Here is a 23,653-nt window from a genome sequence, read left to right on the forward strand (position 1 = left end):
TTGTTAGTACTTAGTACACACTCTTGCCGTTGTCCCCGCCCTGGAGCATCTCCTTTAGCGGAACCATGGATGGCTCGGGCAGGTAATACTTAAAGCAATTACTACTGATGTCGCCTAAAAGCTGACGTTGAATCGGGCTAGCTCCTTCTAGCAGTTCATCTGATGCCTTATGATAATCAATAGGCCGCATCCATAGTGGGCTATACCCCATAAACAATTGGCGACGGGTATACTCGGAACGATTCGGACCTCCTGCATGCCACAGGTTTTGACCGAAGATAAATACATCACCCGGCTTGCCGCAAACCTGAATCTCCCCTTCTACGGGAACATTCACATCATGCTGTATGGGTCTGTAACCCGGTTTCATGTGGCTGCCAGGGATAATCTTCGTGTTGCCTCGATTCGGTTGGCTCATGTCACTTAAAATATAGCAAACTTTCACGTAGTACAAGGAAGTCACACCTGCGTGGGATGGGAAGTGTGGGTTGGGTCCATCTTGATGCCAATCAATGAAGCTTGCTGATTCCGTTTTCTGATCATTCGGATTCGGCTTGCGTACGGTCAGATGGGAAATATGCAACTGGATATTGTAGCCCAGAATGTTAGCCATCAATTTCGTCACAGCAGGCTCATCAATCAGAGAGAGAAATTCTTTATCTCTGGCCACCGAGTGATACCAATTGTAGCTTAAGCTCTCCTCTTCCTCTGATATCAGCCGATCTACCGCTGCATTGAGACGTTCTATCTTCTCTGCGCTAAGCACATCACGCAAAATCACATAACCGTCTGTTTGAAACTGTTGCACCACTGACTGAAAGTCTAGCGTTTGTTGTACCATAAGATGAATTCCTCCTTCGTTTGATACTCTCATTTTAAGGCGAACTCTCTTCCCGATACCTTCATTTTATTTCGAATTTCTAGCATTATTTTTAAGTGAAATAGCGTCATCGCCGCCGATAGATCTCCCTTCGTCGACTTGCCGATGCTGCACCCGATATTCACTAGGACTATACCCATATTTGGAGCGAAATGCGCGGCAGAAGTACGGGTAGCTGCGGAAACCGGATGCTTCAGCAGCATCCTCAAGCCGCATGTCACTGTACAGAATACGGTCGCTGGCAATGGCTAGCCGAACCTCGATGGCATAACGCATAGGCGGCAAGCCATAAGCCAGCTTGAACATATGAGAGGCAGTCGACAAACTGATTCCATTACGCGCAGCCAGTTCCTCCAGCGTGAGCGCTTCTGTCGCATGCTTTTCAATATATTGCTTGAGCTTATGTGCGATGAAATGTTCCTTGCGGCTGACACCAGCCAATAAGTTAACGATAGACCGTTCAAGGGTTAAACAAAGCAACTTGGCGCAGTAGGCAATTATTTCTGTGTTGTTCTCATGTAAATTTCGTTTTTCATAAATTAACCTCCGCCACAGACTAAGTAAATCATCATTGACCTCTATGTGAGCGAAATCCGTTAAGGTCTGATTGGAGAGCCATTGATCGACCCATTCCCCCCCACATACCACATAGTAATCCGCACTATCGACAACACACTGTCCATCCAGTCCGCTCTCTTCGCCTATGAACAACTGATAGGTGCTCCCTGGTCTGGAGACAATCAAATCGCCAGAGCGAATAGGATGTGTAATCCCATTCAGATCAACACGGCAAGTCCCATTCACTTGCAACCTTATCAGTACGCCATCCTTTCTGCGTTCCAACTGGTTGCGGTGTGGTGCTCGGTGGTGAGAGTAACCCACATCTATATAACGAAATCCGTAATTGTCCATGATCGTCTCCTTCATTTTCTTTCACACTAAAAAAATGCAAAATAAGTTAACACTTACAAGATCGGATATTCCGAGATATAACTACATTTCTTATACTAAAATTGCAGGATTAGATAAGCAACAAAAATTAAATTGTAAGGCAAATTTGGCCTACATGAAGGAGTAGCGAACAATGAAATCAACTTATCGAATTGGCATTGCTGGAGCAGGTGGTATTTTTAAGGAGTCGCATGTGTCGGCTTGGTTGGAGAATCAAGAGTGTACGATCGTCGCCATTTGTGATGTGAATGAACCGCGTGCGCGCGAAATGGCCGAGCTGTCGGGTGCAGAACTCGTATACACCGATTATAAGCAAATGATCGCTGAGGCGAATTTGGATGCAATCGATATTTGTACGCCGAACCTATATCACTCGGAAATTGCGATTGCGGCTTTACAAGCGGGAATCCATGTCATTTGCGAGAAGCCGGATGCGGTCTCTCCCGTCGAAGCGCAGAAGATGGCTGATGCTGCAACCCAAAGCGGCAAGCTGCTCATGACGATCCGCAATAATCGCTTCCATCCGAACGCGCAACTCCTGCAACAATTCGCGAAAGAGGGCGGTCTCGGCGAGATCTATACCGGGCGTTGCGGTTGGCTTCGCCGCAGGGGCATCCCAGGCAAAGGTGGTTGGTTTACGACGAAGGAATTGTCTGGCGGCGGCCCTTTAATTGATTTAGGGGTTCATTTTATTGATATTGCGGTATGGGTCATGGGCAATCCCAAACCGGTCGCCGTCAGCGGAGCCACCTATCGTAAATTTGCTGACAACGATGTATCGGACTCGAAACATAGCAACTTCGGAGAGAAGCAGAGTGATGGAACGTTCGATGTGGAAGATTTGGCTATAGGCTTTATCCGCTTTGACAACGGCGCCTCGCTGCAAATCGAGTTCAGTTGGGCTTCCAATATTGAGGAAGAGACGTATTTTGTCGAGCTTCGGGGGACGAAAGCCGGTGCAACTTACCGAAATTACGAGTTAGGTCTATTCTCAGAAATGAACGGCCAATTAGTGGACACCAAATCCTCACGTAACCAAGGGAAACCGGTTAAGATGCATCATGCCAATATTAATCACTTTATCGATTGCTTGGCAGGTCGAGCAGAGCCAATTATTCGACCGGAACATGGCGTGGAAATGATCCAAATCTTGTCCGCCATTTATGAATCAGCAGAAACAGGCCGAGAGGTTCGCCTCTAAGTGCAGAAATGGAAACGGCGGAACGCATGAATTGCGTTACCGCCATTTTTTTATGAACTACGGAGCTAATTTCACCTCGACATCATCAAAATAAACTTTGAGCAAATGCGAGTACACGCCAATCTTCCCTGCGGAGAATGTGCTGTCTGTAGTGGTAAGAATTAGATTCCCATTCACATAAGCCTGTAGCGAATTCCCTACCACTGTGAATCGCAGCGTATGGTAGGTACCTGCAGCAAGCGGTGTAATCGCAGCTGAAATGGCTAAGTCAGTAATGTTACCGTTTAGCAACTTACTCAGATACACTTTCTTCGTAAAGGTATCATACGTCATCGTGTAATAGTTGTTATAGTCGACGTATCTCGCTACGAACCCTATTCTGCCGCTACCTGTCTCCATTTTACCCTTAGCTTCTACGCTATAGTTAGTCCATGTTGATGTGCCTGCAACTGACTTCGTTCCTCCTTTATCTGCATTATCAGATAAGTAAGCTTTCGAGCCGTATACGTCTGATACTACGGAGTAATTCCCCCAAGAAGATACGACCGTCCACCCACTCGCGTTACCGGACTCAAAATTATTGGTCAGAAGCGTGCTGTTTGTAGTGACGACGGCTTCAGTGCTTGCTTCGGACTGATTGTTCGCCGCATCTAACGCCTTGACTGTGTAGTGATACGTCGTAGCCAGGTTCAATCCCGTATCTTTGTACGTATTCACCGTACCATTAACGGTACCTATTATTTGCTGATCACGATAAATAGCATAGCTGGTTACCCCTGCATCATCGGATGATTGCGACCATGACAACGCTGCTTCTGTGGATGATAAAGCAGCGGCCGTCAGTCCTGTTGGGGAAGTCGGCGGCGTTACGTCAGGCTTCGGAAGTAGATTCACCACGATGTCGTCAAAATAACCTTTCAATAGGTGCGTATATACACCGATCTTCCCAGCTGGAAAAGCACTATCCGTGGCCATGACAAGCAGTTGCCCATTCACATAACCCTGCAAAGTATTTCCCGACATGGTGAATTTCAACGTATGGTATGTGCCAGCAGCAAGCGGTGGGATCGCAGCTGAAACGGCTAAGTCGAACGTATTACCGTTTTGCACCTTACTAAGGTAAACTTTTTGGGTATAGCTTTCATAAGTCATACTATAGTAGTTGTTATAGTCAACGAATCTAGCTACAAGTCCAATTCTCCCCCTCGTCTGGTCCATCTTAGCCTTGGCTTCTATCTGATAGTCGGTCCACGATGTTTGCCCTGCAACAGACTTCGTAGCCCCTTTGTCCGTATTGTCGGACAGATAGGCTTTTGTACTACCGTCCGTTACCACGGCGAATGCCCCCCATGATGATACGACAGACCACCCATTCGCGCTTCCCGACTCGAAATTATCTTCCAGCAGCGTGCTTTTCGTCGTCGCGATGGCTTCACTACTTAGTTCTGAGTGATTATTCGCTGGGTCAAATGCTTTCATTGTGTACGCGTAGGTAGTACCAAGACTTAAACCCGTATCCACATAACTCGTGCTCATCCCATTGACTGACGCAATTTCTTGCCCATCCCGATAAATAATGTAACCAGCTACACGCTCATTATCGCTAGACGGGGTCCAAGAGAGGGATATTTCATATGACGAGAGTGGAGTTCCCGTCACATTGGCAGGTATGGAAGGTGCTGTCACATCTCGGTACGTAACGAGGAAGTTATCATAAGAAACAGGACCCATAACCCGCTTTAAGACTTCCAGCAATTTTGTTAAAAAAGTGCCGTTTGAACTTGAGATCCCTTCATTGATAGACCCCTTAATCGCGCTCCCAAGCGCTGCTATCCATTGTTGACTAGCTGTGCCAAGAGGGAATCCTGCTGGCAGTACGAGATCCTTGGTTAGTATGCCTGCTGATCCATTGGCAATCGTGCTATCTGTTGCTGTAACGACTAATTGACCATTGATATAGCCATTTAAGCGATTACCCGCCACGTCAAACCTAAGTTTGTTCATGACATCTAGCGGCATTGCCAATCCAGAGGTTGTTTGGAGAACGATTGTTTGATCATTGTTCTGTCTCTCGATGGATGCCTTGCCAAGTAGTGCATCATAGGTGAAGCTATAATACTTACCTTGATTCACGTATCTGGCAAGGAGTCCTACCGTATCCTTAAAACTTGTCATGCGAACATCAGATTCAACGTAATAGTCCGTTCCGTAGGTTTGTGCAACAACGGATGTTGATTGTTTTGTTGTCCGATACACATGATTGCCATTGCTCTCCGTTTGAATCCCGAAGCTCCCTTTGACCGTCGTCCATTCCGCTGCACCTGACTCAAAATCTGTGGAATAAAGCGGATCGTATACGAGCTCAAAGGCTAATCCTTTATCCGTGTCCAAGGTAACAGACACTACCTGACCATTCACGGTCACAGGTACTTCCTGAAGACGCGCTCCATTTAGTGCAAGCTTATAGGCCTTATAACCACCTGCAGGTTTCGTCGTTGTTAACGTGAATTTAGCTCTTTGCTGCTTCACTAAAGTTGGCAGTGTACCTTTGTAGTACTTGATTTCACCAGAAGGCTGCGAAACATATTGTTCCCCAGTAGCTGCTACATCCGTTGTATAGACAAGGAGCATGCGGTCGCTATCCTTCAGCGCATTTCCATCCAAGGAAGAAGCGAAAAAAGTACCCTTGTCAACATCGCCAGTCACTGTCGCTTGCCCCAGTGCGAACGTATGATTATTCATTGTTCCCGCTGCCGCAATGACTTTCGGCGTATTCACGAAATAGGTATCCAGATTGAGATCAAACGTTAGCTCACCGGTATCTGATAGCAGCTTATTCTGACTCAATGCAGCTAACATTTCAGCTTGCTTATTCGCATCATCCAACGAATGAATGAACAATTCGGCCATCTGTCTATTAGACATCGAAGACGAAATCGGCAGCTTGTTGGCTTCTGGCAGATTGCCGCTAGCAATCTGTTCTGGTGTGTTGTCAGGCGTGATTTTGTACACAGTTAACGGCACATTCGGTTTATCCCCATACACAGACACAGTCTTGAACAGGTGCGGAATGTACATCATATTCGTCAGATACGCATCGCCTTCTGAGGCTGCCGCCTTATCGCGCGCCCATGTGCGATCCCATACGAACACGAATTTCGGACTTGCGGCTTGAATGGCCCCATTTCGGAATAAGAGCACAGCTTCAGCTTCCGACATAATAGCAAGCGGATCGCCTACGATAGAGAACTCTTCAGGAGCACCTAACTTCATATTTTTATAAGCATCCCCTATATTGACGCCGAAGGAGTATCGGTTCATCATGTCCCAGCCTTGGTAAGTCCCAACTGCGCCATTGAAAATACCGATGTCTTCACGCCCTTTGACGGGTTGCGTATCCTGAAACTCCGTAAGCACAAATGGTTTGGCATATGGCTGCCTTAATGATAGGGCTGGATAGTAAGATCCAAAGTTCGTATCCGTCGGCCAATCCTTCGGATAATTGGCAATTGTCGTGCTATTGAACGCCATACTTAGACGAGGCTCCTTGAGCGGATTGTACTGATAGCCACTCCCATTACTGTCCGTAAATCTATTGTTTGAAAATTGGTAATAGGCATGTGTTTCATACACATCCGACGCTTGATCGCGCCAATAGTTCACATTCGGGCTATAAATGTAATTTAATCCGCCAATAGGCGCTTTAACGCCAAGACCATTTTTTAAATAAGTCCTCATCGCATTTGAGACATGAATGGTTTTATTGGAATAATACGCGCTAAGCTGATCCTTCATGTCCCCAGCTGCATCCCAATAATTGCTTGGGAAACTTAAGATCTCTGGCTTACCTATCGCGTGCAGATACTGGTTGAAATCCTGCAGCATATAGTCGCGCAAAGGTACCTTCATGCCGCTAAGACTCATATTCAGAAGCAAGGATTCATTCCACGGGCTAACACCGATTAGAACGGGATCATGCTTCAAAGGGAGACCCGTATAAGGGTTAACATGGGATAGCCACATGTCTGCAATCGCTTTCCACATGTCGAGCGCTTGGGGGAGGAGGGGAAGCAAATAAGGTGATTTCGTCCCATCTGCGTATTCGCCAAGCCCCGGTATATTCTTGAAATCATACAGGTGAAAAATGTCAATTGTTACGTAAATCCCCTTCGACTTCAACTTTGCAATAAAGTACTCTAATCGATCCAATCGATCCATATTAAGTTGTGGCGTTGTTGATCCATTTTGGATGAAAATGCCTTGTACCCAATCGGCCATGGCATCCTGCGCATGTATTCTAACTGCGTTATAGCCTAAACGTGCCAGGCGATTCGCAGTTTGATCCGCATCATCATGCGAGCCGTAGAACATATTCCATGTTATATTGGCTCCGTATAACTTCACCTTTTTTTGCGGTGCTTGCTCAAACGTATAGTCGCCGTCAATGCCTTGTTGGATGAAACCATATTTACCTGCTGGCGCATCATTCAATCCAGATAAATCCACGGCGCTGCCAGGAACCGTCATCGGCTCTGTATCCATAGGCTTCCATACATCTGCCCCCTGAGCTACCGGTGCATAGCCTAATATACCAGTGCTGCCAATAACAGATAACACCATGGTAAAAACAAGCAAAGTGGTTATTCGTTTACGGATCCATGTGTACATTATCATTCTGCTCCTTTGTTTCCGATTCAGTCGATCTCTCCATCTATCCACTGGCACAGTACGGGATATAAGCCTTCTGTGCTTTATTTTGAATGGGTTCGCCTTATCCCCCCTTCCATTAAAGTCCACAAAAAGGCATATGCAAGCGTGCGAAGACAGCTATCCACTCACGAACATTGCATATGCCATTGTTTAACCCTATTGTCTAGCTAACTCTTATTTCTTCTGATTTGTTGGCCAAGCAAACTGAATGCCAAGCGCTTTTTTCGCTTGCAAAAACTGATTGTTCTGGTAAGCATACAGTTCCTGATAACCGAGATTTTTTTCCAGCTCGATCTCTTCGTTATAGAACTTCTCCACATCGGCTTCCGACTTGGCTAGGAACATTCTGGCTCTTGCCTTCACACGGCTTTCTTCAATTTTTGCATTAATTCCCGCTTCTTTCGTCCCGCCTAACGGAGTCGTCGATTCGAAGGGCAGCATATCGTACGTATATTGAGCAAAATAGTCCGTCGCTTGTTTCTTCAAGGTGTTATCCAACGTCTTCGTTGTTGGTGAAGTCCGCGCGATGGGTACCCAGTTGATCAGCCAATTCAGTGTGCCATTTCCATATTTCAGCTTGGCTTTGTTCGCATCTTCGGCATTCAGCTTATTGAACTCGTCTGTCAGCTTCACTTTGCCATTCTCATCGAAATTCCAAGCTGCGCCTTTCGGACCGTAGTTCACATTCAAACTCATCTCGTCCGTGGATAAAAAATGGAATAGTTTAATAATCCGATCGGGATATTTGGATTTGGAGCTAACCATGGACAGCGTCCAGCCTGTGACATTGACAGGGTCAACGTATGGCTTATTCCCCTTGCTGCCAACTACAGGACCGACATGCACATAGGTTGCTTTCGGATCCTTCTGATACAAGGCACTCCAGTCAATATTCTTGTTCGTGTAAGAGAATACCGCACCATTTGCAACCTTTTCCTGAATCTGATTCTTGTTCAGTGTCTGGCTGTCCTCCGGCATCAAGCCCTCACGATACAACTGATTAAGGAACTTGTATGCTTCCAGGGATTCTACCGTACGCTCACGGTCAATCAGATTACCTTGTGCATCCTCACGAGGCGCCCCGAAGAAGTTGGAAATAATCCAGCTGTCAAAATAAGCAGGCGTCAGCGCAAAACCGTTATATTTAGCGCTCGAATCCTTCACCTTGCGAAGAGCTGCGACTAAGCCATCTTTCGTTTTAAAATCGTCGGCTTTGATGCCGAGTTGGTCCATAATATCTTGACGCGCATATAATCCTTGGTTGCTGGCGATATAGTCGCCGGGCTGGAACGTTTCCTTGGCCCAGAAGTAGCTGGCGTACCCGTAGAAGTGTCCGTCCGAGTTGCGGAACCAATCCTGCATGGTTTTCGCTACTTTGAAGGAGGGGTCGTATTTCGCGATCAGGGTATCCATCGGTGCAACCAAGCCGGACTTCTCGAGTACTCCGCGCTGCGGGGATCCTTTATCGACAGTGATCACATCCGGAATGTCCCCCGCTGCGATGATCGCACTCAGCTTATCTGAACTTCCTGAGGTGAAATCGATCGAAACGCCGGTCGCGTCTGTAATCATTTTATCCAGCAAATCGTTGACCGCATCCCAATTCTTCTTGTAGTAATCCTGATCGACGAACCAGGTGATCTTGATTGGCGACTTGTCCTCTGTTGCTGCTTTCTGTGTAGCAGATGCTGTTTCCGAGGATGTTGGAGCCGACGACGGCTTATTTTGGTTGTCGCCTGTAACAGAGCATCCTGCTAATAACGAACCAATCATCATTAAGGCAATCCCTGATTTGTGAAAACGCTTTCTTTTAAGCACTTGTTTTCCTCCCCTTCGTGTAGGCCTATATATTGTTAATGTACAGCAAAAGCAACCCACTTGCATGCTTTTGCTGTGCAGATTAACCTTTCACAGAACCAATTAACACACCTTTTACGAAAAACCTTTGGAGAAACGGATACACAACTAAGATCGGAGCCGTTGTTGCCATCATCATGGCAAGCTTCAGGGTTTCGGAGCTGATCTGCTTCGCTTCCTCCGGCATATTCCCCGCTACTTGCTCCCCAAACTTCTGCGCGACCGATGCATCTGTCACCATGCGTTTTAAAAACAGCTGCACAGGCTCAAGATAGTCCTTGGTTGTAAAGAACAGAGCATCCGTATAGGCATTCCAGTGATACACGCAGTTGAACAGCGCAATTGCAGCCAAAACCGGCTTGGTCAGTGGAAGAACGAGCTGCAGGAAAATGCGGTATTCGCCAGCGCCATCAATTTTCGCGGATTCAACAATCGACTCCGGGATCGTCCGGAAAAATGACATAATAATAATCATATCCCACACGCTGAACATCGTCGGCACAATGTAAACAAGGAAATTGTTCAACAAGCCGAGCTGCTTGTAAAGCAAATAGGTGGGAATCAAACCGCCGTAGAAAAACATCGTAAACAGCATGATAATCAGATACACATTACGCCCCGCCAACGATTTGCGAGACATGCCATAAGCAACGAGCGCAGTAAACGCCACGTGAAGAATCGTGCCGATCAGCGAGCGAGATACCGTGATGAAATAAGCATGGTAAATCGTGTTATCAGAGAAGATCGACCTATAATTGGCGAGTGTAAACTCGCGTGGCCATAAGTAGACGCCTCCCCTCATATAATCGACGCCTTGATTCAATGAACCAACCAGCGCGAACCAGAAGGGGGCAAGCGTCAGGACGACAATGGCCAGCATGAGAAAGACGTTGAAAGCATCAAACCATTGATCTCCTCTTGAACGGATTTTCATTAGTGGATCCTCCTGAATAAAGTTAGAACAGACTGTTGCCGGATATTTTACGGGTGACTTGATTGGCGCCGATCAGTAGAATCAACGCGACCAGTGATTTGGCAAGCCCCACGGCTGTCGAGTAGGAATATCGCATTTGCTGCAGCCCCACCTTGTAGACGTAAGTGTCGATCGTTTCACTGACATTCAGGTTCAGCGGATTCTGCATGACCAGCATCTGTTCAATACCGGTATTTAGAATCGAGCTGACCGCAAAAATAAGCATAATGACGATTGTTCCCATGATGCTGGGCACCGTAATGTACCACATGCGCTGAAACCTGCCGGCTCCGTCGATTTTGGCCGCTTCGTACAGCTCCGGATCGACCCCGGCAATAGCCGCAATGTAGATGATAGCTCCCCAGCCGATTCCCTTCAGCATCTCCGCCCCAACCATAATGAACCAGAACAGATCTGGCTTGCCCATAAAATTGAGCGGTTCATTGATGATATGCAGCTTCTGCAGCAGCAGGTTGAGGATCCCGTTCGAAGGCGAGAGCACGGTCATAATTAAACCGCCAAAGATGACCCAAGAGACAAAGTGAGGTAAATAAGATACCGTTTGCACAAAGCGTTTGAACTTCGAAGTCGTCAGTTCGTTCAGAAACAGCGCGAACACGATCGGTGCCGGGAATCCAAAAATGAGAACGAGGATATTCATCGCCAACGTATTGCGAAGCACGTTCATAAAATTAGCATCGGTAAAGAACTCCCGAAAATGTGCCAAACCAACCCAAGGTGAACCCGATACACCTAAGAATAGATCATAATCCTTAAACGCAATTAAAATTCCATACATGGGAATGTAGGAAAATATCAGCAGGAACAGCACCCCTGGCCATACCATGCTTTGCAAGGCCAACTGGCTCCTCCATCTTGTATGTCTGCCAGTAGCCGCTTTGCCTGCTGCACGAAAAGGACGATCTGTCGTTACGGCTCTTTCCACTTCTTGCCCCCTATCTCGTTATTCATTGAATGCCCACCCGCATGAATAACGTTCACATTATTTTATCCGTATTCGATTTACTGAGATTTGCCTCTTTTAAACGACTTCGGAAGTATAAATCTACTATACGTTTTGTAAGCGCTTATAAAAATATCTTCGTTTTTGTTTTAATACCTTCATTTTGGGTTAGCAAGCAGCGAGAGAGGTTTCTTGCACAGGTTGTCGAATAGGGTTAAAAACAACTCCTCTCAAGAAAGAAGGTCCGCCATTGCGTCGCTATCTGAACACCATGAGCCTCAAAAGTAAGGTGACACTCGCATTCGTACTGTTGATTCTGCTGCCTTTCATAGGTCTGGGCCTGTATACCTACGACCAAACGCAACGCTATATGAGAGATCAGTTGATTGCGAATTCGCAAATGACCTTGAAGCAAGTGAAATCTACAATTGAGAACAAACTTGATCTCATTGAAAGCGTTAGTAACAGCATCACGTACAATTACCGTCTGCAGCAATTTTTGGCTGCCCCCTACTCGCAAGCCAATAATTCCATAGATGACTATTTCAGCTATGCCGTACCGCTCATTAATTACGCCATGCTGTTCCAAAAAATTAATACAGAGAAAATATCGGTGTATATGAGCAACGAAACGATACCGGAAGGATTCGGGGCCTTTTACCATGAAACGAAAGCAATACAGGAGTCTTGGTACGATACCTTCAAGCACTCTGAGAAAAAGTCTGCTTGGGTGATGCGTAGCAGCCTGGAATTGGGGAAAACGTTCGGGTATATGCAGAAAATGATCTCCCTGGAAGACCATGATCTTGGTTTCACCCTTGTCGATGTGCGGCCAAGCGATCTGCTTGATCCTATCTCACGAATATCAGAAAGCAACCAGCATATTGTCCTCATGGACGACCACAATCACATTCTATTTCCTGAAGGATCAATCACAGCTGATCGCGCTCCATCGCTCATGCCTCCTCCATCTGGAAGCTACGTCATTCAAGATAACCAGTTATTCATCTCAGAGCCGCTAAAGGGACTCGGCTTATCCATGCTGATGACGATTACACTGCCTAGATCATTCGGCTCTCTTCAGGTGGTTACGAATCTCGCTTTCCTCACGGCGATGGTTTTACTATTGTTTGCCTTTTACTCCGTATTGAAGATAGCACTAAGAAAGATGAAAACGAGCATTGGGCAGATGGCCCACGCGATTGAATCCGGTTTCGTGCCCATTCCAATTGATCGCCAGGATGAATTCGGAGTTATTACAGAGAAATTCAATCTGCTGCTAAATAAAATCAACCTGCTGATGAAGGATATGATTCGCCAAGAAACGATTCATAAGGATGCCCAACTTATCGCACTTCAGTCGCAGATCAATCCACATTTCATCTATAATACGCTCGACATGTTTAGTGCCAAGATGGAGCTTGCCGGTCAATTTGACGTCTCCGATGCGATGGCTGATTTTGGCAAAATGATGCGTTACAACATGGATGGTCAATTCCGGTTTACAACCCTTGAGGCTGAGATTCGCTACTTGGAACAATATATGAATCTCCAAAAGATTAAATATGGTGACAACATCGAATTGCGTATCCAAGTACCCGATAGGTTGCTGTCTTTCCATATCATTCGCTTTATTTTGCAACCCATTGTTGAAAATAGTATTAAGCACGGTTTGTCGCAGCAAGGTCCCCTTCGTATTCTGCTCGATATCTCTGTGCAACCCGACAATACCCTCCTGTTGTCTATCCGAGATAACGGCCTTGGCATTCCGAATGAGCGACTGGACATATTAAATGAGCGGTTCCGCACTTCTACCTATACCCCAAGCAGCAGCGTGCGAAGAGAAAGCATTGGACTTGGCAATATTAACGAAAGATTGAAGCTGTACTACGGAGAAGAATATGCGATTCGACTGGGCAGTAATGAAGGCCATTACGCCGAAACGATTCTCATTATTCCCTATGATGATAGAGAGGAAGATTAGCCATGTACAACGTGTTAGTGATTGACGACGAGGAATTGATATGCGATGGGGTCAAAGCTAAGCTCGAACGCGCAGGCTTACCTGCCGTTGGACACATTCATGTGGCATATGGTGGTCTGCAAGGGCTTCAAGCTGCCCAAGAGGTACAGCCACATATCATTATCACCGACATGCGTATGCCTGACATTGACGGCATACAGCTCATTCGCCAGCTTTCCCCTAAGCTGCCACGGACGAAATTCATTATGCTGAGCGGTCATGGCGATTATGGCTATGTCCGAGAAGCATTCAAATACGGCGTGCTTGACTATCTGCTTAAACCAGCTGGCTCTGCAGAGCTTGCCAAACTCATTTTGGCAGCCATCGCTGCCATTGAAGAGGATAGCCGTAAAGCCCAAGTTATGGAACGCAGCCAACTAGATGAGCAAACTTTACTCGCCGCAAGACTTAATTTCCTCTTGAATGCTGAACCAGGTCGGAGCGAAATACTTCTTCCTGAAATGGTGCAATCTTGGCAAACACTTCAATCCTATTTTCCTCACCCTACATTTGCTATTGGATTATTCAACATTAGTGAAACTGTGTTTAGCACAAAAGATCTGACTCGCATTGATGCATGCTTGAATGGGCAGATTCAACTAGCTGGATACGCTGCTCAGCTTCAAATTCTCGCTTTTCATGATACGCAAGGTAAAGTTTATACGGTTTTCAACTATGCTGCCCCTCTCACTTTGGACGCAGTTACTGCGCTACTTCGTGAGACTGTTGCACAACTTAATATTGACCTTCCTAAGGCGTCCGTCGTTTCCATCAGTAAAGCTGGCCACCTAAAGGATTTACCTCAGCATTATAAGCAAGCGCAACTGGCCATGTCTTACCGTATATTACTTGAGCCTGACACCCTGTTGTTCCTGCATGAGCCTCCAAAACCGCTGGAGGAATGGCTGCCCGTTCGCAAAGATATCGATGAACTTCGTCAAGCTGTCGAAACGCTTCATCTGGCGCGTATTCATCTATGGATCGACCGTTGGTTGCCTGACAGCCTGGTTATGCGAATATCTCTGGAACAGTTGGAAGCCGTCTTCGATCTGATCATTACGGAAATTCATCGGCATTTCAACGGACGTTTCATGTTTGAAGAGAACGAACTGGCTCAGGCATTCTTCAGCTTCCATACCCTTCATGACCTTCGCCAGTATTTAAAAGGTTATGTCCTTACGGCCAAGCAACTTGTATCCGAAAGCACAAGCTTGGAGGGAGCTGTCATTAGCGATGCGATGTCATACGTTCGACAGCATTTTAATCGCGAAATTCAACTCGCAGAAGTGGCGAATCGCGTATCCATGAACTACTCTTATTTCAGTACGCTGTTTAAAGAACGGATTGGGTTAACATTTACCGCTTATCTGACCAAGATCCGCATGGAGGAAGCACAAAGACTCCTGAAAGACCCTGCACTACGCATCCATGAAATTTCAGAGAAAGTCGGTTACAGCAACCCCTATCATTTCTCGCGAGCATTTAAAAATCATTGCGGCATCTCTCCCAAGGAGTTTCGCAATACCATGCAATGAAAACAAACCCCGGTCTCAACATCGACCGGGGCTTGCTTTACTTATAGGATTCACGCAAATAGATCTGCAACGCCTGACCCAGACACCTGCCCAATCGCCGAAGTGAATCCGCTGTGTACTGCATAGGGACGAGACCGAAATAGGGGATCTCCATCGAAACTGCCAGAGGAACACTGTGCTGAATCATAAATGATGAGCAATTGGGAAACGGTTCGTTCCACTCTTCACCCATCTCAATATCATTGGCCGGATCGTAAGGAATCTCTCTATTGCTGGCTATTCCCTGTGTCAGATCATGCAGCAATCGTCCGAGTCGCTCGATCCGGCGGTCTGCCTCGGTACCTGTCTTCACGAAAAAGACATGATCATTGCGTTCTCCCCATTTGTGCGGGCAATGAAAGTCTATGCCGACTACGGGCTGCAGAGTACTCACGTATCGCATCATCGCTGGTGTAGCTGCATAAGTGGAGTGTTCGATGTAATCCCTGTTGTGATCAAGCGGCATCCTTCCTTTTCCTTGATCGCCATTCTCGACCCCGTCGATATCAACAAAAGGGACGTAATGAATGCAGAATTGATCAAGAAATTCGGATCTGGCATGTTCCTCTAGGTATAGCTCCAACAAACCCTCCAAAACGTAGTTTACCGTCGATTCGCAGGCATGGTGGCGACTGGAGAAGAAGATATGTTGCGGTGCATCCTTGTTGCCGATAAGTAAAAGCGGCACTTCTCTCTTTTGCTCAGATAGGCACAGCGTATCACGATGCACAACGGCGTAATCCTTCCATTTTTCATAAAATGTTTCGAAATGCTGCAATTGATAGGGCAGCGAAAATGCAAAATAAACTTCAGGATTATTCGAATCGAATCGGTAAACAAATGATTTGGAGTTCATGACACTTTGCTCTCCAAGCCAAGTCCAGTTCATACCATCTAGGCTATACGCCGGTCCCCATGGTCCAACCACTTCTCCGTGCATAAATTCGAAGACAATTTCCCTTTCCTCCTCACAGCGAATGCAGAAATTCCAATAAAACCACCAATAGGAATCACGGATGTCCTGCTCCAACCTCACAACTTCATCTAGCGAGACAACCTTGATATTGCCACCTGGATAGTTCGAACGAATGTGGATCATGAGATGCCCTCATAGCAGCGAATTTCATAAATGGCCGCTGAAGGATCTCCATTCGTGGCATCGATTATGACACGTAGTCTTTGTGTTTGAACAGGTTGAATGAACGTGTGACGGCAATGGCGCTGGTAATTATCCTTCACCTCAATGAGCAGTTCCCATGCACCGCCAACAAAAGCTTCGATACGATAATCTTTCGGACATTGTGGATCGCGATAAAACGGCGCATACCCGCGGTATTCCCATAATAGGCTGCCAGGGAACGTAATCTCAACCTGTTTGATCGATTGCTGCTCTTCCCAGTTGAGCTCCAGCCATTGTGTAAGCGGTTCGCGCGGATCTGACCGCCATAAGTTCGTAAACCGATAGGGTCTAGTCACCCCATTCGTGACATGCTCAGGAGAGTAGGCCTTCTGCGGGGGCTCCACTCGGAAGCTACGGGTCGGCCCATTCCAATCCCTTCGCATCTTCCCTTCACCCATTTCATACGCACATGTTTGTCCTGGCACGATGCCGTCAGAACAATGCCAAACGATGTTGGGATTCGCCAGCAAGTCCAAACGAACATAGCTGCCAGACTTCAGGCCAATGGTCTCGTCCAGATGAACATCCCAGTCTATCCATTGATACTTGCCAGGCATGATATGCAGTCTCGTTACGGCAATGGCTGGACTCGCATCCGTACGATAGTCCCAAATATGATCGACAGGGATAATTCTCGCTTCCACGAATTGAGGGGCGTCGCTCCAATTACTCAAACAAACCGAAACGCGGTTTAAGACTCTTTCCGATATGGCAATCCATTGCCCTTTCCGTTGGTGAAGAAAATCATCCTGAGGACCCCGCTCGCCAGACGCTTTCAGATCTGCCCTCACTTCTGCGCCGTGGCATGAAGCTTGGCTGCTAGCTGTAACATGCGCTTTGCGTGCTAGATCCAACTCATCCTCGTTCGCCGTGTTCAGCAAGAAACAGCCGTCGCGCAGCAGCGTTTGTTTGACTTCTTGTATAGCTTGAGCGGGTACCTCCGCAAGCGCTAATCCACGTTTCAATGCAATCGCAGCCGACGTTCCCACGGCCTGCCCAATTAACGCGGTTGTCGCCATTACGCGCACCGTACCTAATGCGGCATGCGTCACAGAGATATTGCGACCTGCCATCATTAAATTATCAACGTCTTTGGCAATCGTTGACCGCAATGGAATGCCATAAGGACCACAGTAGCTTTTCACCATATAGGAGGATGTTTCATCGTAGCCTTCTGAACTGGCATGCTCGCTGGTAGGCGCAAGAAGTCCCCCCGGTGTATGCAGATCAAGGAACCAGCCACCGTACGCAATTTCATCTTCAAATACCGTTTTATTTAGCGGGTCGTGTTCTGTCATTAGATATTGCCCCATAATTCGGCGGCTTTCTCGTTTGCCTGGCACTTGACCGATCCAGTCAATGGCATGATTAGCTGACAGCTCTTTCGTGAGTGGATCCTTATTCTTGATCCAGTCCCAAATGCCTAGCACATACCGTGTGAGCTCATGACGAATATCTTCACTTTCATAGATTGTGTGCCAAGGCATACCGATCTCGATCCACCAGTAACCACCACGCATATCATTCGGGTTCCGACCCTGTTTATAGAAAAAGTCGGGATTATCGAGCTTCGCAGCCCAATCAGGTGCCTTGAAGGGAGCTGGGGAGCCAACGTCTTTCGTTTTGAAAAGCAGCGAACTCCCCATCACATCTCCACTCGCCAGTAGTGGTGCATGCGGTTCGGCGAATTCCTCGCGTCCCTCTGAACCCATCCGCCATTCACAACCTGCACGATCGGCAACGATGCCGTCGCCTGTGCAATCCACGAATACATCCGCTACGAATTCAATCTCCGTCTCCGCATTAGCTACATAACCCACGACTGACGCAATCTTGCCCTCACTCGCCATCCGAACATCCAGAATGGACGTGTTCAAATAAAAGGTTAAATTCTCTGTGCGCTGCGCCATATCATACATCGTCATATCCCACACGCTGTTCGTCCAGCCATTCTCAAAAATCGGCTCATGATTCCGCGCGCGTTCCTCAATCAATAACTCCGATATGATCCCGGTTTCTTTGGCGTAAACATGAAAAGCAGCTGCACCATGAGGTGTAACTCTGACCTCAGACGAACTGTTTCCCCCGAAGACAGGGCGATCCTGTACCAGACAAGTATTGGCCCCATGTCTAGCGGAAGCAATAGCCGCGCAGAAACCCGCCAGTCCGCCTCCGCAAACGACAACATCGTACTTCTCTGTTTTTTGCCCATGCTTTCTCGCTGAATGATTTGCCTCCGTACGTGTATTCGTGAAATTATTAATCATTTCTCTTAGTCTCCCTTTATGCAGCCACACCTAATACTCCTTAGATGACAGCGTTTTCTTTTACCTCCTTTACACTGTATCCTGAATAAGAACACAATAAAATATCACCATTTTTGATTTGATGCCTCCATTTTGGCATCGTAGCTGATAATCGCATTTTCCGAAACTCCAATTAACACACAGAATGCAATCTGTATTCTGATTAAATCTCTGTCCTTTTTAGCCATAAAAAAATCCCCGCCAAGTTACACTCGTTCCTTATGGATCCATAAGGTTTTTTCTGAGTGTCTACTTAGAGGGGATATTACCAATCCTGACGACTACTTATATAGAGGACCAAAAGAGCTGCACGCTCTGAAATCCGCACCCTCAGGGTCGGCTGTGCCGAAATTTCCCCACACACGCGGACGGAAAATATCTTCCTTGGCTACATTGTGCATCGAAACGGGAATTCGCAGAATAGAAGCAAGTGTAATCAGATCTGCGCCAATATGCCCATAAGAGATAGAACCATGGTTGGAACCCCAGTTATCCATAACGGAATAAACATCTGTGAAGGATCCTTCTCCGGTCAAAATGGGAGCAAACCACGTTGTCGGCCATGTTGAGTCTGTCCGATCATCAAGCGTTTTGTGTACATCCTCAGGGAGATCAACGGAATAACCTTCTGCCAACTGCAGAACCGGACCTAAGCCCTTCACCAAATTAATTCGTGACATCGTCACTGGCATGCCGCCTTTGGTCAAGAAATCTGTGGAGTAGCCGCCACCGCGGAAATATTCAACAGAAGCTGGGCGCCAAGAAGTCGCTTCCAAGCAATCGGTCACTTCTTGATCTGTAATTTCCCAGAATGGCTTCATAACTGGCTTACCATCGCGAGATTGCTGTCCAGTTCCATCCAAAGCCGCTGGACCTGAGTTAATTAAATGCAGAATACCATCCTTCGCTGCGCCTGTTAGGGTATGTCCTGTTACTCGCTGTACCGCATCTGGACTCCAGTAAGTTCTGACATCAGCAAAAATTTGCGCCGTATTCGTTAAGAGATTACCGAACAACATCGCAACACCATTCAAACTGTCATTCTCTGTGGCAACGAGATAAGGGGCACGCTTCCCATTCCAGTCAAAAGACGTATTCAACACCGCTTCCATGAAGTCACCGTTCGGGAAATGATCCGTCCAATGACGTTGTCCTTGGAAGCCAGAAAGGATCGCATTGTGGCCAAGCGCTTCTTCACTGAAATCCATCTCCGCTAAACGCGGGTTGCCCACCATCAGATCACGAACGATCATCGTCATTTTGACAACTGTTTCCCAATCCTGATCTTTCTTCGCACGGCTCGTTTGAATCATAGTCGGGTTCTTATCTGGACCCTCCGCACAGTTCTCTTTCACCCAATTCATCGCTAATTGGTACTCTTCTGGATCGAAAATTTCTTCATTAATGCGGCGCACTAATTCAGACATATCCACTTATTCATTACGCATACCCAAATAATTCTGGAACAGCTCCTCATTCACGATGGATCCCGCAATCCCCATAGAGACGGAACCGATGGAGAGGTAGGACTTCCCTTTCATATAAGCAGCCGCAAGTCCAGACTTCGCAAAACGAATCAGCTTCTCGTGCACATCCTGTGGAATCGTTGTCGTGCCTGCATCTTGTACATCTTTGCCGTAAATCCCGAAAGCTGGGATACCTTTTTGCGCGTGGCCAGATAGTACAGCAGCCAAGTAAACAGCGCCAGGACGCTCCGTGCCATTGAATCCCCAAATCGCTTTCGGTGTGGTAGGATCCATATCCATCGTTTCCGTGCCGTAACACCAGCAAGGTGTCACCGTAATCGACACGCCAACGCCTGCTTTCGTAAATTTATCTGCTGCAGCCACAGCTTCTGTAACACCGCCGATACAAGTGTCAGCGATTATGCACTCAACAGGCTGGCCATTCGGATATTTTAACGTTTCACTGAGAAGCGCTGCTACGCCTTTGGCCATATTCATAGTTTGCTCTTCGAGAGACTCGCGCACACCTTTTCTTCGACCATCAATCGTTGGGCGAATACCAATTTTCGGGAACTCTTGCTTCCATCGGAACGTATCGTTTGTCATTTGCTTCATCCCCCTCGTTAAGTAAAACTTGAAATAATGGCTTACTTCCATCTCTTATAAGAGTTATCGTTAATTCTAATATCAGATAATTACGCCTTTTTTTAAAATAATATTCGCATATAAGGCCTTTTCGCTGGTCGCCACAATGGCATAGGTTTTCTTCGCCCGTTCATAAAAAGCAAACCTTTCCACATATTCAATCGCATATTTTCCTTGTTCCGAAATGATGGCTTCATACTCTTCCCAGATCGGTGTTTCAACCGGATCTCCAGGAACAACGGCCATTAGCGAAACAGGTGTTTCACTGTATGTATCCAGTGGGAACAAGGATAACACCGCTTTCAACAATTCAGGAACGCCATGTCCATCGCATCGCAGCAATCGATTCGTATGACTCGCTGCAGGGAAATTCCCGTCAGCAAAGACAATTTCATCGCCATGCCCCATCTCCATCAACACTTTTAGAAGCTCAGGGGAAAGAATTGAAGGTATCCCTTTTAACATCATTTACATCTCCTCATTGATTATTGTTACCGATAACTCAAAGTTAACAATTTAAAGTCTTGCTGTCAATTCTTATTTTCTATACAATAGCAAATAAACGGTTATTCAGTATGTTTATACATACACGTTGCTAAAGGGGAATTCCACGTGATTACAATCTATGATATCGCTGCGAAAGCTGGCGTCTCTGCCATGACGGTTTCTCGAGTGATTAATAATACAGGACGTATTAGCGAAAAAACGCGTAAACGGGTGCGTAAGGTGATGGAAGAGCTTCACTATATCCCCAACATGTTGGCCCGCAGCCTTGTATCACAGAAAACTCACCTGCTTTCCTTACTCATTACGGATATTACGAATCCGTTCTATACTACGTTAGCCCGGGGCGCTGAGGATGCAGCAAAGAAAGCGGGTTATCGCTTGCTTTTTGCCAATAGTGACGAGGATTACGCAAAAGAGAAAGATTATATCGATATGATTCTGACAACTCGCGTGGATGGCGTCTTGCTCGCACCTACAGGCGATCACTCGCTTGAAAACCTGAATCAACTGCGGAAGCATCACATTCCGTTCGTTGTTTTGGACCGCGAAATTCCGGGTATTGATGTGGATGTGGTGCTTGGTGATAGTAAGGCTGGCGCGCGCAATCTGGTGGAGCATTTAATCAGGCTTGGGCATCGTCGTATCGCGCTTGTAAACGGCTTACAAGACGTATCAACAGCACGGTTACGATACACCGGTTACGAGGAAGCACATCGACTAAGCGGGCTTCAACTGGACGAGTCGCTGATTGTTCATCTTGGCTATCGCGATTTTCACGATGACTCTGCTTTAGATCAACTGTTTCAACTTGAACAGCCGCCTACGGCCATTTTTGCTGCCAATAACATGCTCGCTGTCGGCGTCATTCAATCCTTAAGAGCACGTGGCTTTCACGTGCCTGGCGACATCTCTGTCGTCTGCTTCGATGACTTCGGACCCGCGGGCGCAATTAATCCGTTTCTCACTGTCGCGTCTCAACCCGCCTACCAATTCGGCCAGCTAGGGATGCAGCTCTTGATCGAGCGTCTCGAAAGCGAGAACAATTATGAATTTCGCAAAATTATGCTACCTTCTCAGCTTATCGTTCGATCATCTACACTACCGCTTTCCCCCTAACGCTGCTATGGTTTCCCACTCCTTACATTTTTGTAACTACATCTTAGCTTTGTTGAAAAAAAGGAGCAGATGCCTTTTGGCGATCTGCTCCTTTTTCATTTGAAGGTATCTATTAACCAAATCTGCCCTTCCCTCGGTTTATTTTCATGCCAATCCTCCTCGTAATGTCGCTGCTACAGCATTTATCGGCTATTCGAAATGAAAGAGACAGTAGCAATTGCTTAGGCTGGGTAGCTTTTGGGGAATAAATGGATTTCTTACATCTATTTCCGGGTAAAACTAGCCTCTTGGGAGTTTAACTGGATTTTCTACATTTAAATTTGCTCGATACGCCCCCTTTGGAGAAATTGGCCTGAAATAACGGGAGGAATTCCAGTTAGTCTGCCAAAATACGCGATCTCGCTTAAATTAGCTACAGAAAATCCAGGTATTCACTTGGCAAGGATGCACTGTGGGTAACGCCTAGGTTTCGGGTTTCGGGTGGGCATGGGGTTGGGTTGGGTTGGGTTGGGAGCTGTCAAAAATGCAAAAGAGCAGTTTTGACAGAGGATTTCACTTGTTTTTTGGAAATTGATGCAAATAGGCATCAATTTCGTGTGAGTAGATAATATTTCCTTGAAATTCGAAAGAAAGGTTGCCTTTTTGCACGCATTTGCTTATTTGGAGGATAAATAGGGAGAAAAGGTTGCCTTTTTGCATTTCTCAGAGAATAATCCCCCAATAAACCAACCACTAATCCTGGATCGATCGGGTGGGGTTGGGGGCTTTAGCTTTAGCTTGTGCTTTGGGGGTGGGGTGGGCTTGGGTTTGGGTTTGGGTTTGGGTTTGGGTTTGGGCTTGGGCTTGGGTTTGGGTTTGGGGGTGGGGTTGGGCTTGGGCTTGGGCTTGGGCTTGGGCTTGGGATTGGGGTTGGGCTTGGGCTTGGGCTTGGGGTTTGGGGTTGGGCTTGGGCTTGGGCTTGGGCTTGGGTTTAGGTTTGGGGTTGGGGTTGGGGTTGGGGTTGGGCTTGGGCTTGGGCTTGGGGTTGGGGTTGGGCTTGGGCTTGGGCTTGGGGTTGGGGTTGGGGTTGGGGTTGGGGTTGGGGTTGGGGTTGGGCTTGGGCTTGGGCTTGGGCTTGGGGTTAGGGTTAGGGTTAGGGTTGGGGTTGGGCTTGGGCTTGGGGTTGGGCTTGGGCTTGGGCTTGGGCTTGGGCTTGGGGTTGGGGTTGGGGTTGGGGTTGGGGTTGGGGTTGGGCTTGGGCTTGGGCTTGGGCTTGGGGTTGGGGTTGGGGTTAGGGTTGGGGTTGGGCTTGGGCTTGGGG

The 23,653-nt window shown here is 47.0% G+C and carries 14 protein-coding genes and 1 pseudogene; 5 read left to right on the forward strand and 10 right to left on the reverse strand.

The window, feature by feature from the left end; translation table 11 throughout:
- Positions 1-10 precede the first annotated feature (10 nt).
- Positions 11-841 (reverse strand): phytanoyl-CoA dioxygenase family protein, encoded by an 831-nt coding sequence (locus HQN88_RS31090; protein WP_173119604.1) that lies wholly within the window; start codon positions 839-841, stop codon positions 11-13.
- A 66-nt stretch (positions 842-907) separates the two neighbouring features.
- On the reverse strand, positions 908-1,792 hold the full coding sequence (locus tag HQN88_RS31095; protein WP_173119606.1) for a helix-turn-helix domain-containing protein: 885 nt from the start codon (positions 1,790-1,792) through the stop codon (positions 908-910).
- Between the two features lie 172 nt (positions 1,793-1,964).
- Here HQN88_RS31095 and HQN88_RS31100 point away from each other — a divergent pair, with 172 nt between their 5' ends.
- Positions 1,965-3,032 (forward strand): Gfo/Idh/MocA family protein, encoded by a 1,068-nt coding sequence (locus HQN88_RS31100; RefSeq protein ID WP_173119608.1) that lies wholly within the window; start codon positions 1,965-1,967, stop codon positions 3,030-3,032.
- 57 nt (positions 3,033-3,089) lie between these two features.
- Here the strand turns inward: HQN88_RS31100 and HQN88_RS31105 are convergent, their stop codons facing one another.
- From HQN88_RS31105 to HQN88_RS31120, 4 genes are all read right to left on the reverse strand, one after another.
- Complete coding sequence (locus HQN88_RS31105; protein ID WP_173119610.1) at positions 3,090-7,700, reverse strand: 3-keto-alpha-glucoside-1,2-lyase-like domain-containing protein; 4,611 nt, start codon at positions 7,698-7,700, stop codon at positions 3,090-3,092.
- Between the two features lie 216 nt (positions 7,701-7,916).
- Positions 7,917-9,560 (reverse strand): type 2 periplasmic-binding domain-containing protein, encoded by a 1,644-nt coding sequence (locus HQN88_RS31110; RefSeq protein WP_173119612.1) that lies wholly within the window; start codon positions 9,558-9,560, stop codon positions 7,917-7,919.
- Positions 9,561-9,642: 82 nt separating this feature from the next.
- On the reverse strand, positions 9,643-10,533 hold the full coding sequence (locus HQN88_RS31115) for a carbohydrate ABC transporter permease (protein ID WP_173119614.1): 891 nt from the start codon (positions 10,531-10,533) through the stop codon (positions 9,643-9,645).
- 22 nt (positions 10,534-10,555) lie between these two features.
- Positions 10,556-11,518 carry an ABC transporter permease gene (locus tag HQN88_RS31120; protein WP_274319310.1) on the reverse strand — a complete coding sequence of 321 codons (963 nt, stop codon included), beginning with the start codon at positions 11,516-11,518 and terminating at the stop codon, positions 10,556-10,558.
- A gap of 268 nt (positions 11,519-11,786) precedes the next feature.
- On the opposite strand from HQN88_RS31120, the gene HQN88_RS31125 reads away from it, so the two are divergent.
- Together HQN88_RS31125 and HQN88_RS31130 are read left to right on the forward strand one after the other, a co-directional pair.
- Complete coding sequence (locus tag HQN88_RS31125) at positions 11,787-13,520, forward strand: cache domain-containing sensor histidine kinase (RefSeq protein ID WP_173119616.1); 1,734 nt, start codon at positions 11,787-11,789, stop codon at positions 13,518-13,520.
- Between the two features lie 2 nt (positions 13,521-13,522).
- Entirely contained in the window at positions 13,523-15,094 is a 1,572-nt protein-coding gene (locus HQN88_RS31130) for a response regulator transcription factor (RefSeq protein WP_173119618.1), read from the forward strand.
- A gap of 37 nt (positions 15,095-15,131) precedes the next feature.
- Here HQN88_RS31130 and HQN88_RS31135 read toward each other — a convergent pair whose 3' ends face one another.
- From HQN88_RS31135 to fucU, 4 genes and pseudogenes are all read right to left on the reverse strand, one after another.
- Positions 15,132-16,232 (reverse strand): M14 family metallopeptidase, encoded by a 1,101-nt coding sequence (locus tag HQN88_RS31135; RefSeq protein WP_173119620.1) that lies wholly within the window; start codon positions 16,230-16,232, stop codon positions 15,132-15,134.
- Positions 16,229-18,580 (reverse strand): FAD-dependent oxidoreductase, encoded by a 2,352-nt coding sequence (locus tag HQN88_RS31140; RefSeq protein ID WP_173119622.1) that lies wholly within the window; start codon positions 18,578-18,580, stop codon positions 16,229-16,231. The genes HQN88_RS31135 and HQN88_RS31140 overlap by 4 nt, the downstream gene beginning before the upstream one ends.
- 320 nt (positions 18,581-18,900) lie before the next feature.
- A pseudogene (locus tag HQN88_RS31145) lies at positions 18,901-20,691 on the reverse strand (L-fucose isomerase).
- An 81-nt stretch (positions 20,692-20,772) separates the two neighbouring features.
- Positions 20,773-21,195, reverse strand: coding sequence for an L-fucose mutarotase (fucU, locus tag HQN88_RS31150; protein ID WP_173119642.1), 423 nt, complete (start codon positions 21,193-21,195; stop codon positions 20,773-20,775).
- A gap of 147 nt (positions 21,196-21,342) precedes the next feature.
- On the opposite strand from fucU, the gene HQN88_RS31155 reads away from it, so the two are divergent.
- On the forward strand, positions 21,343-22,353 hold the full coding sequence (locus HQN88_RS31155) for a LacI family DNA-binding transcriptional regulator (RefSeq protein ID WP_173119624.1): 1,011 nt from the start codon (positions 21,343-21,345) through the stop codon (positions 22,351-22,353).
- An 873-nt stretch (positions 22,354-23,226) separates the two neighbouring features.
- The coding region (locus HQN88_RS31160; protein WP_216855892.1) for a hypothetical protein at positions 23,227-23,653 on the forward strand (427 nt) is incomplete at its 3' end.

The organism is Paenibacillus qinlingensis (assembly GCF_013204845.1).
GTDB classification, from domain to species: Bacteria; Bacillota; Bacilli; order Paenibacillales; family NBRC-103111; genus Paenibacillus_E; species Paenibacillus_E qinlingensis.

Bases quoted from the DNA above. Each gene is read 5' to 3' on its own strand.
- HQN88_RS31090 (WP_173119604.1), bottom strand. From the start codon at position 841: ATGGTACAACAAACGCTAGACTTTCAGTCAGTGGTGCAACAGTTTCAA.
- HQN88_RS31095 (WP_173119606.1), bottom strand. From the start codon at position 1,792: ATGGACAATTACGGATTTCGTTATATAGATGTGGGTTACTCTCACCAC.
- HQN88_RS31100 (WP_173119608.1), top strand. From the start codon at position 1,965: ATGAAATCAACTTATCGAATTGGCATTGCTGGAGCAGGTGGTATTTTT.
- HQN88_RS31105 (WP_173119610.1), bottom strand. From the start codon at position 7,700: ATGTACACATGGATCCGTAAACGAATAACCACTTTGCTTGTTTTTACC.
- HQN88_RS31115 (WP_173119614.1), bottom strand. From the start codon at position 10,533: ATGAAAATCCGTTCAAGAGGAGATCAATGGTTTGATGCTTTCAACGTC.
- HQN88_RS31130 (WP_173119618.1), top strand. From the start codon at position 13,523: ATGTACAACGTGTTAGTGATTGACGACGAGGAATTGATATGCGATGGG.
- HQN88_RS31135 (WP_173119620.1), bottom strand. From the start codon at position 16,232: ATGATCCACATTCGTTCGAACTATCCAGGTGGCAATATCAAGGTTGTC.
- HQN88_RS31140 (WP_173119622.1), bottom strand. From the start codon at position 18,580: ATGATTAATAATTTCACGAATACACGTACGGAGGCAAATCATTCAGCG.
- fucU (WP_173119642.1), bottom strand. From the start codon at position 21,195: ATGTTAAAAGGGATACCTTCAATTCTTTCCCCTGAGCTTCTAAAAGTG.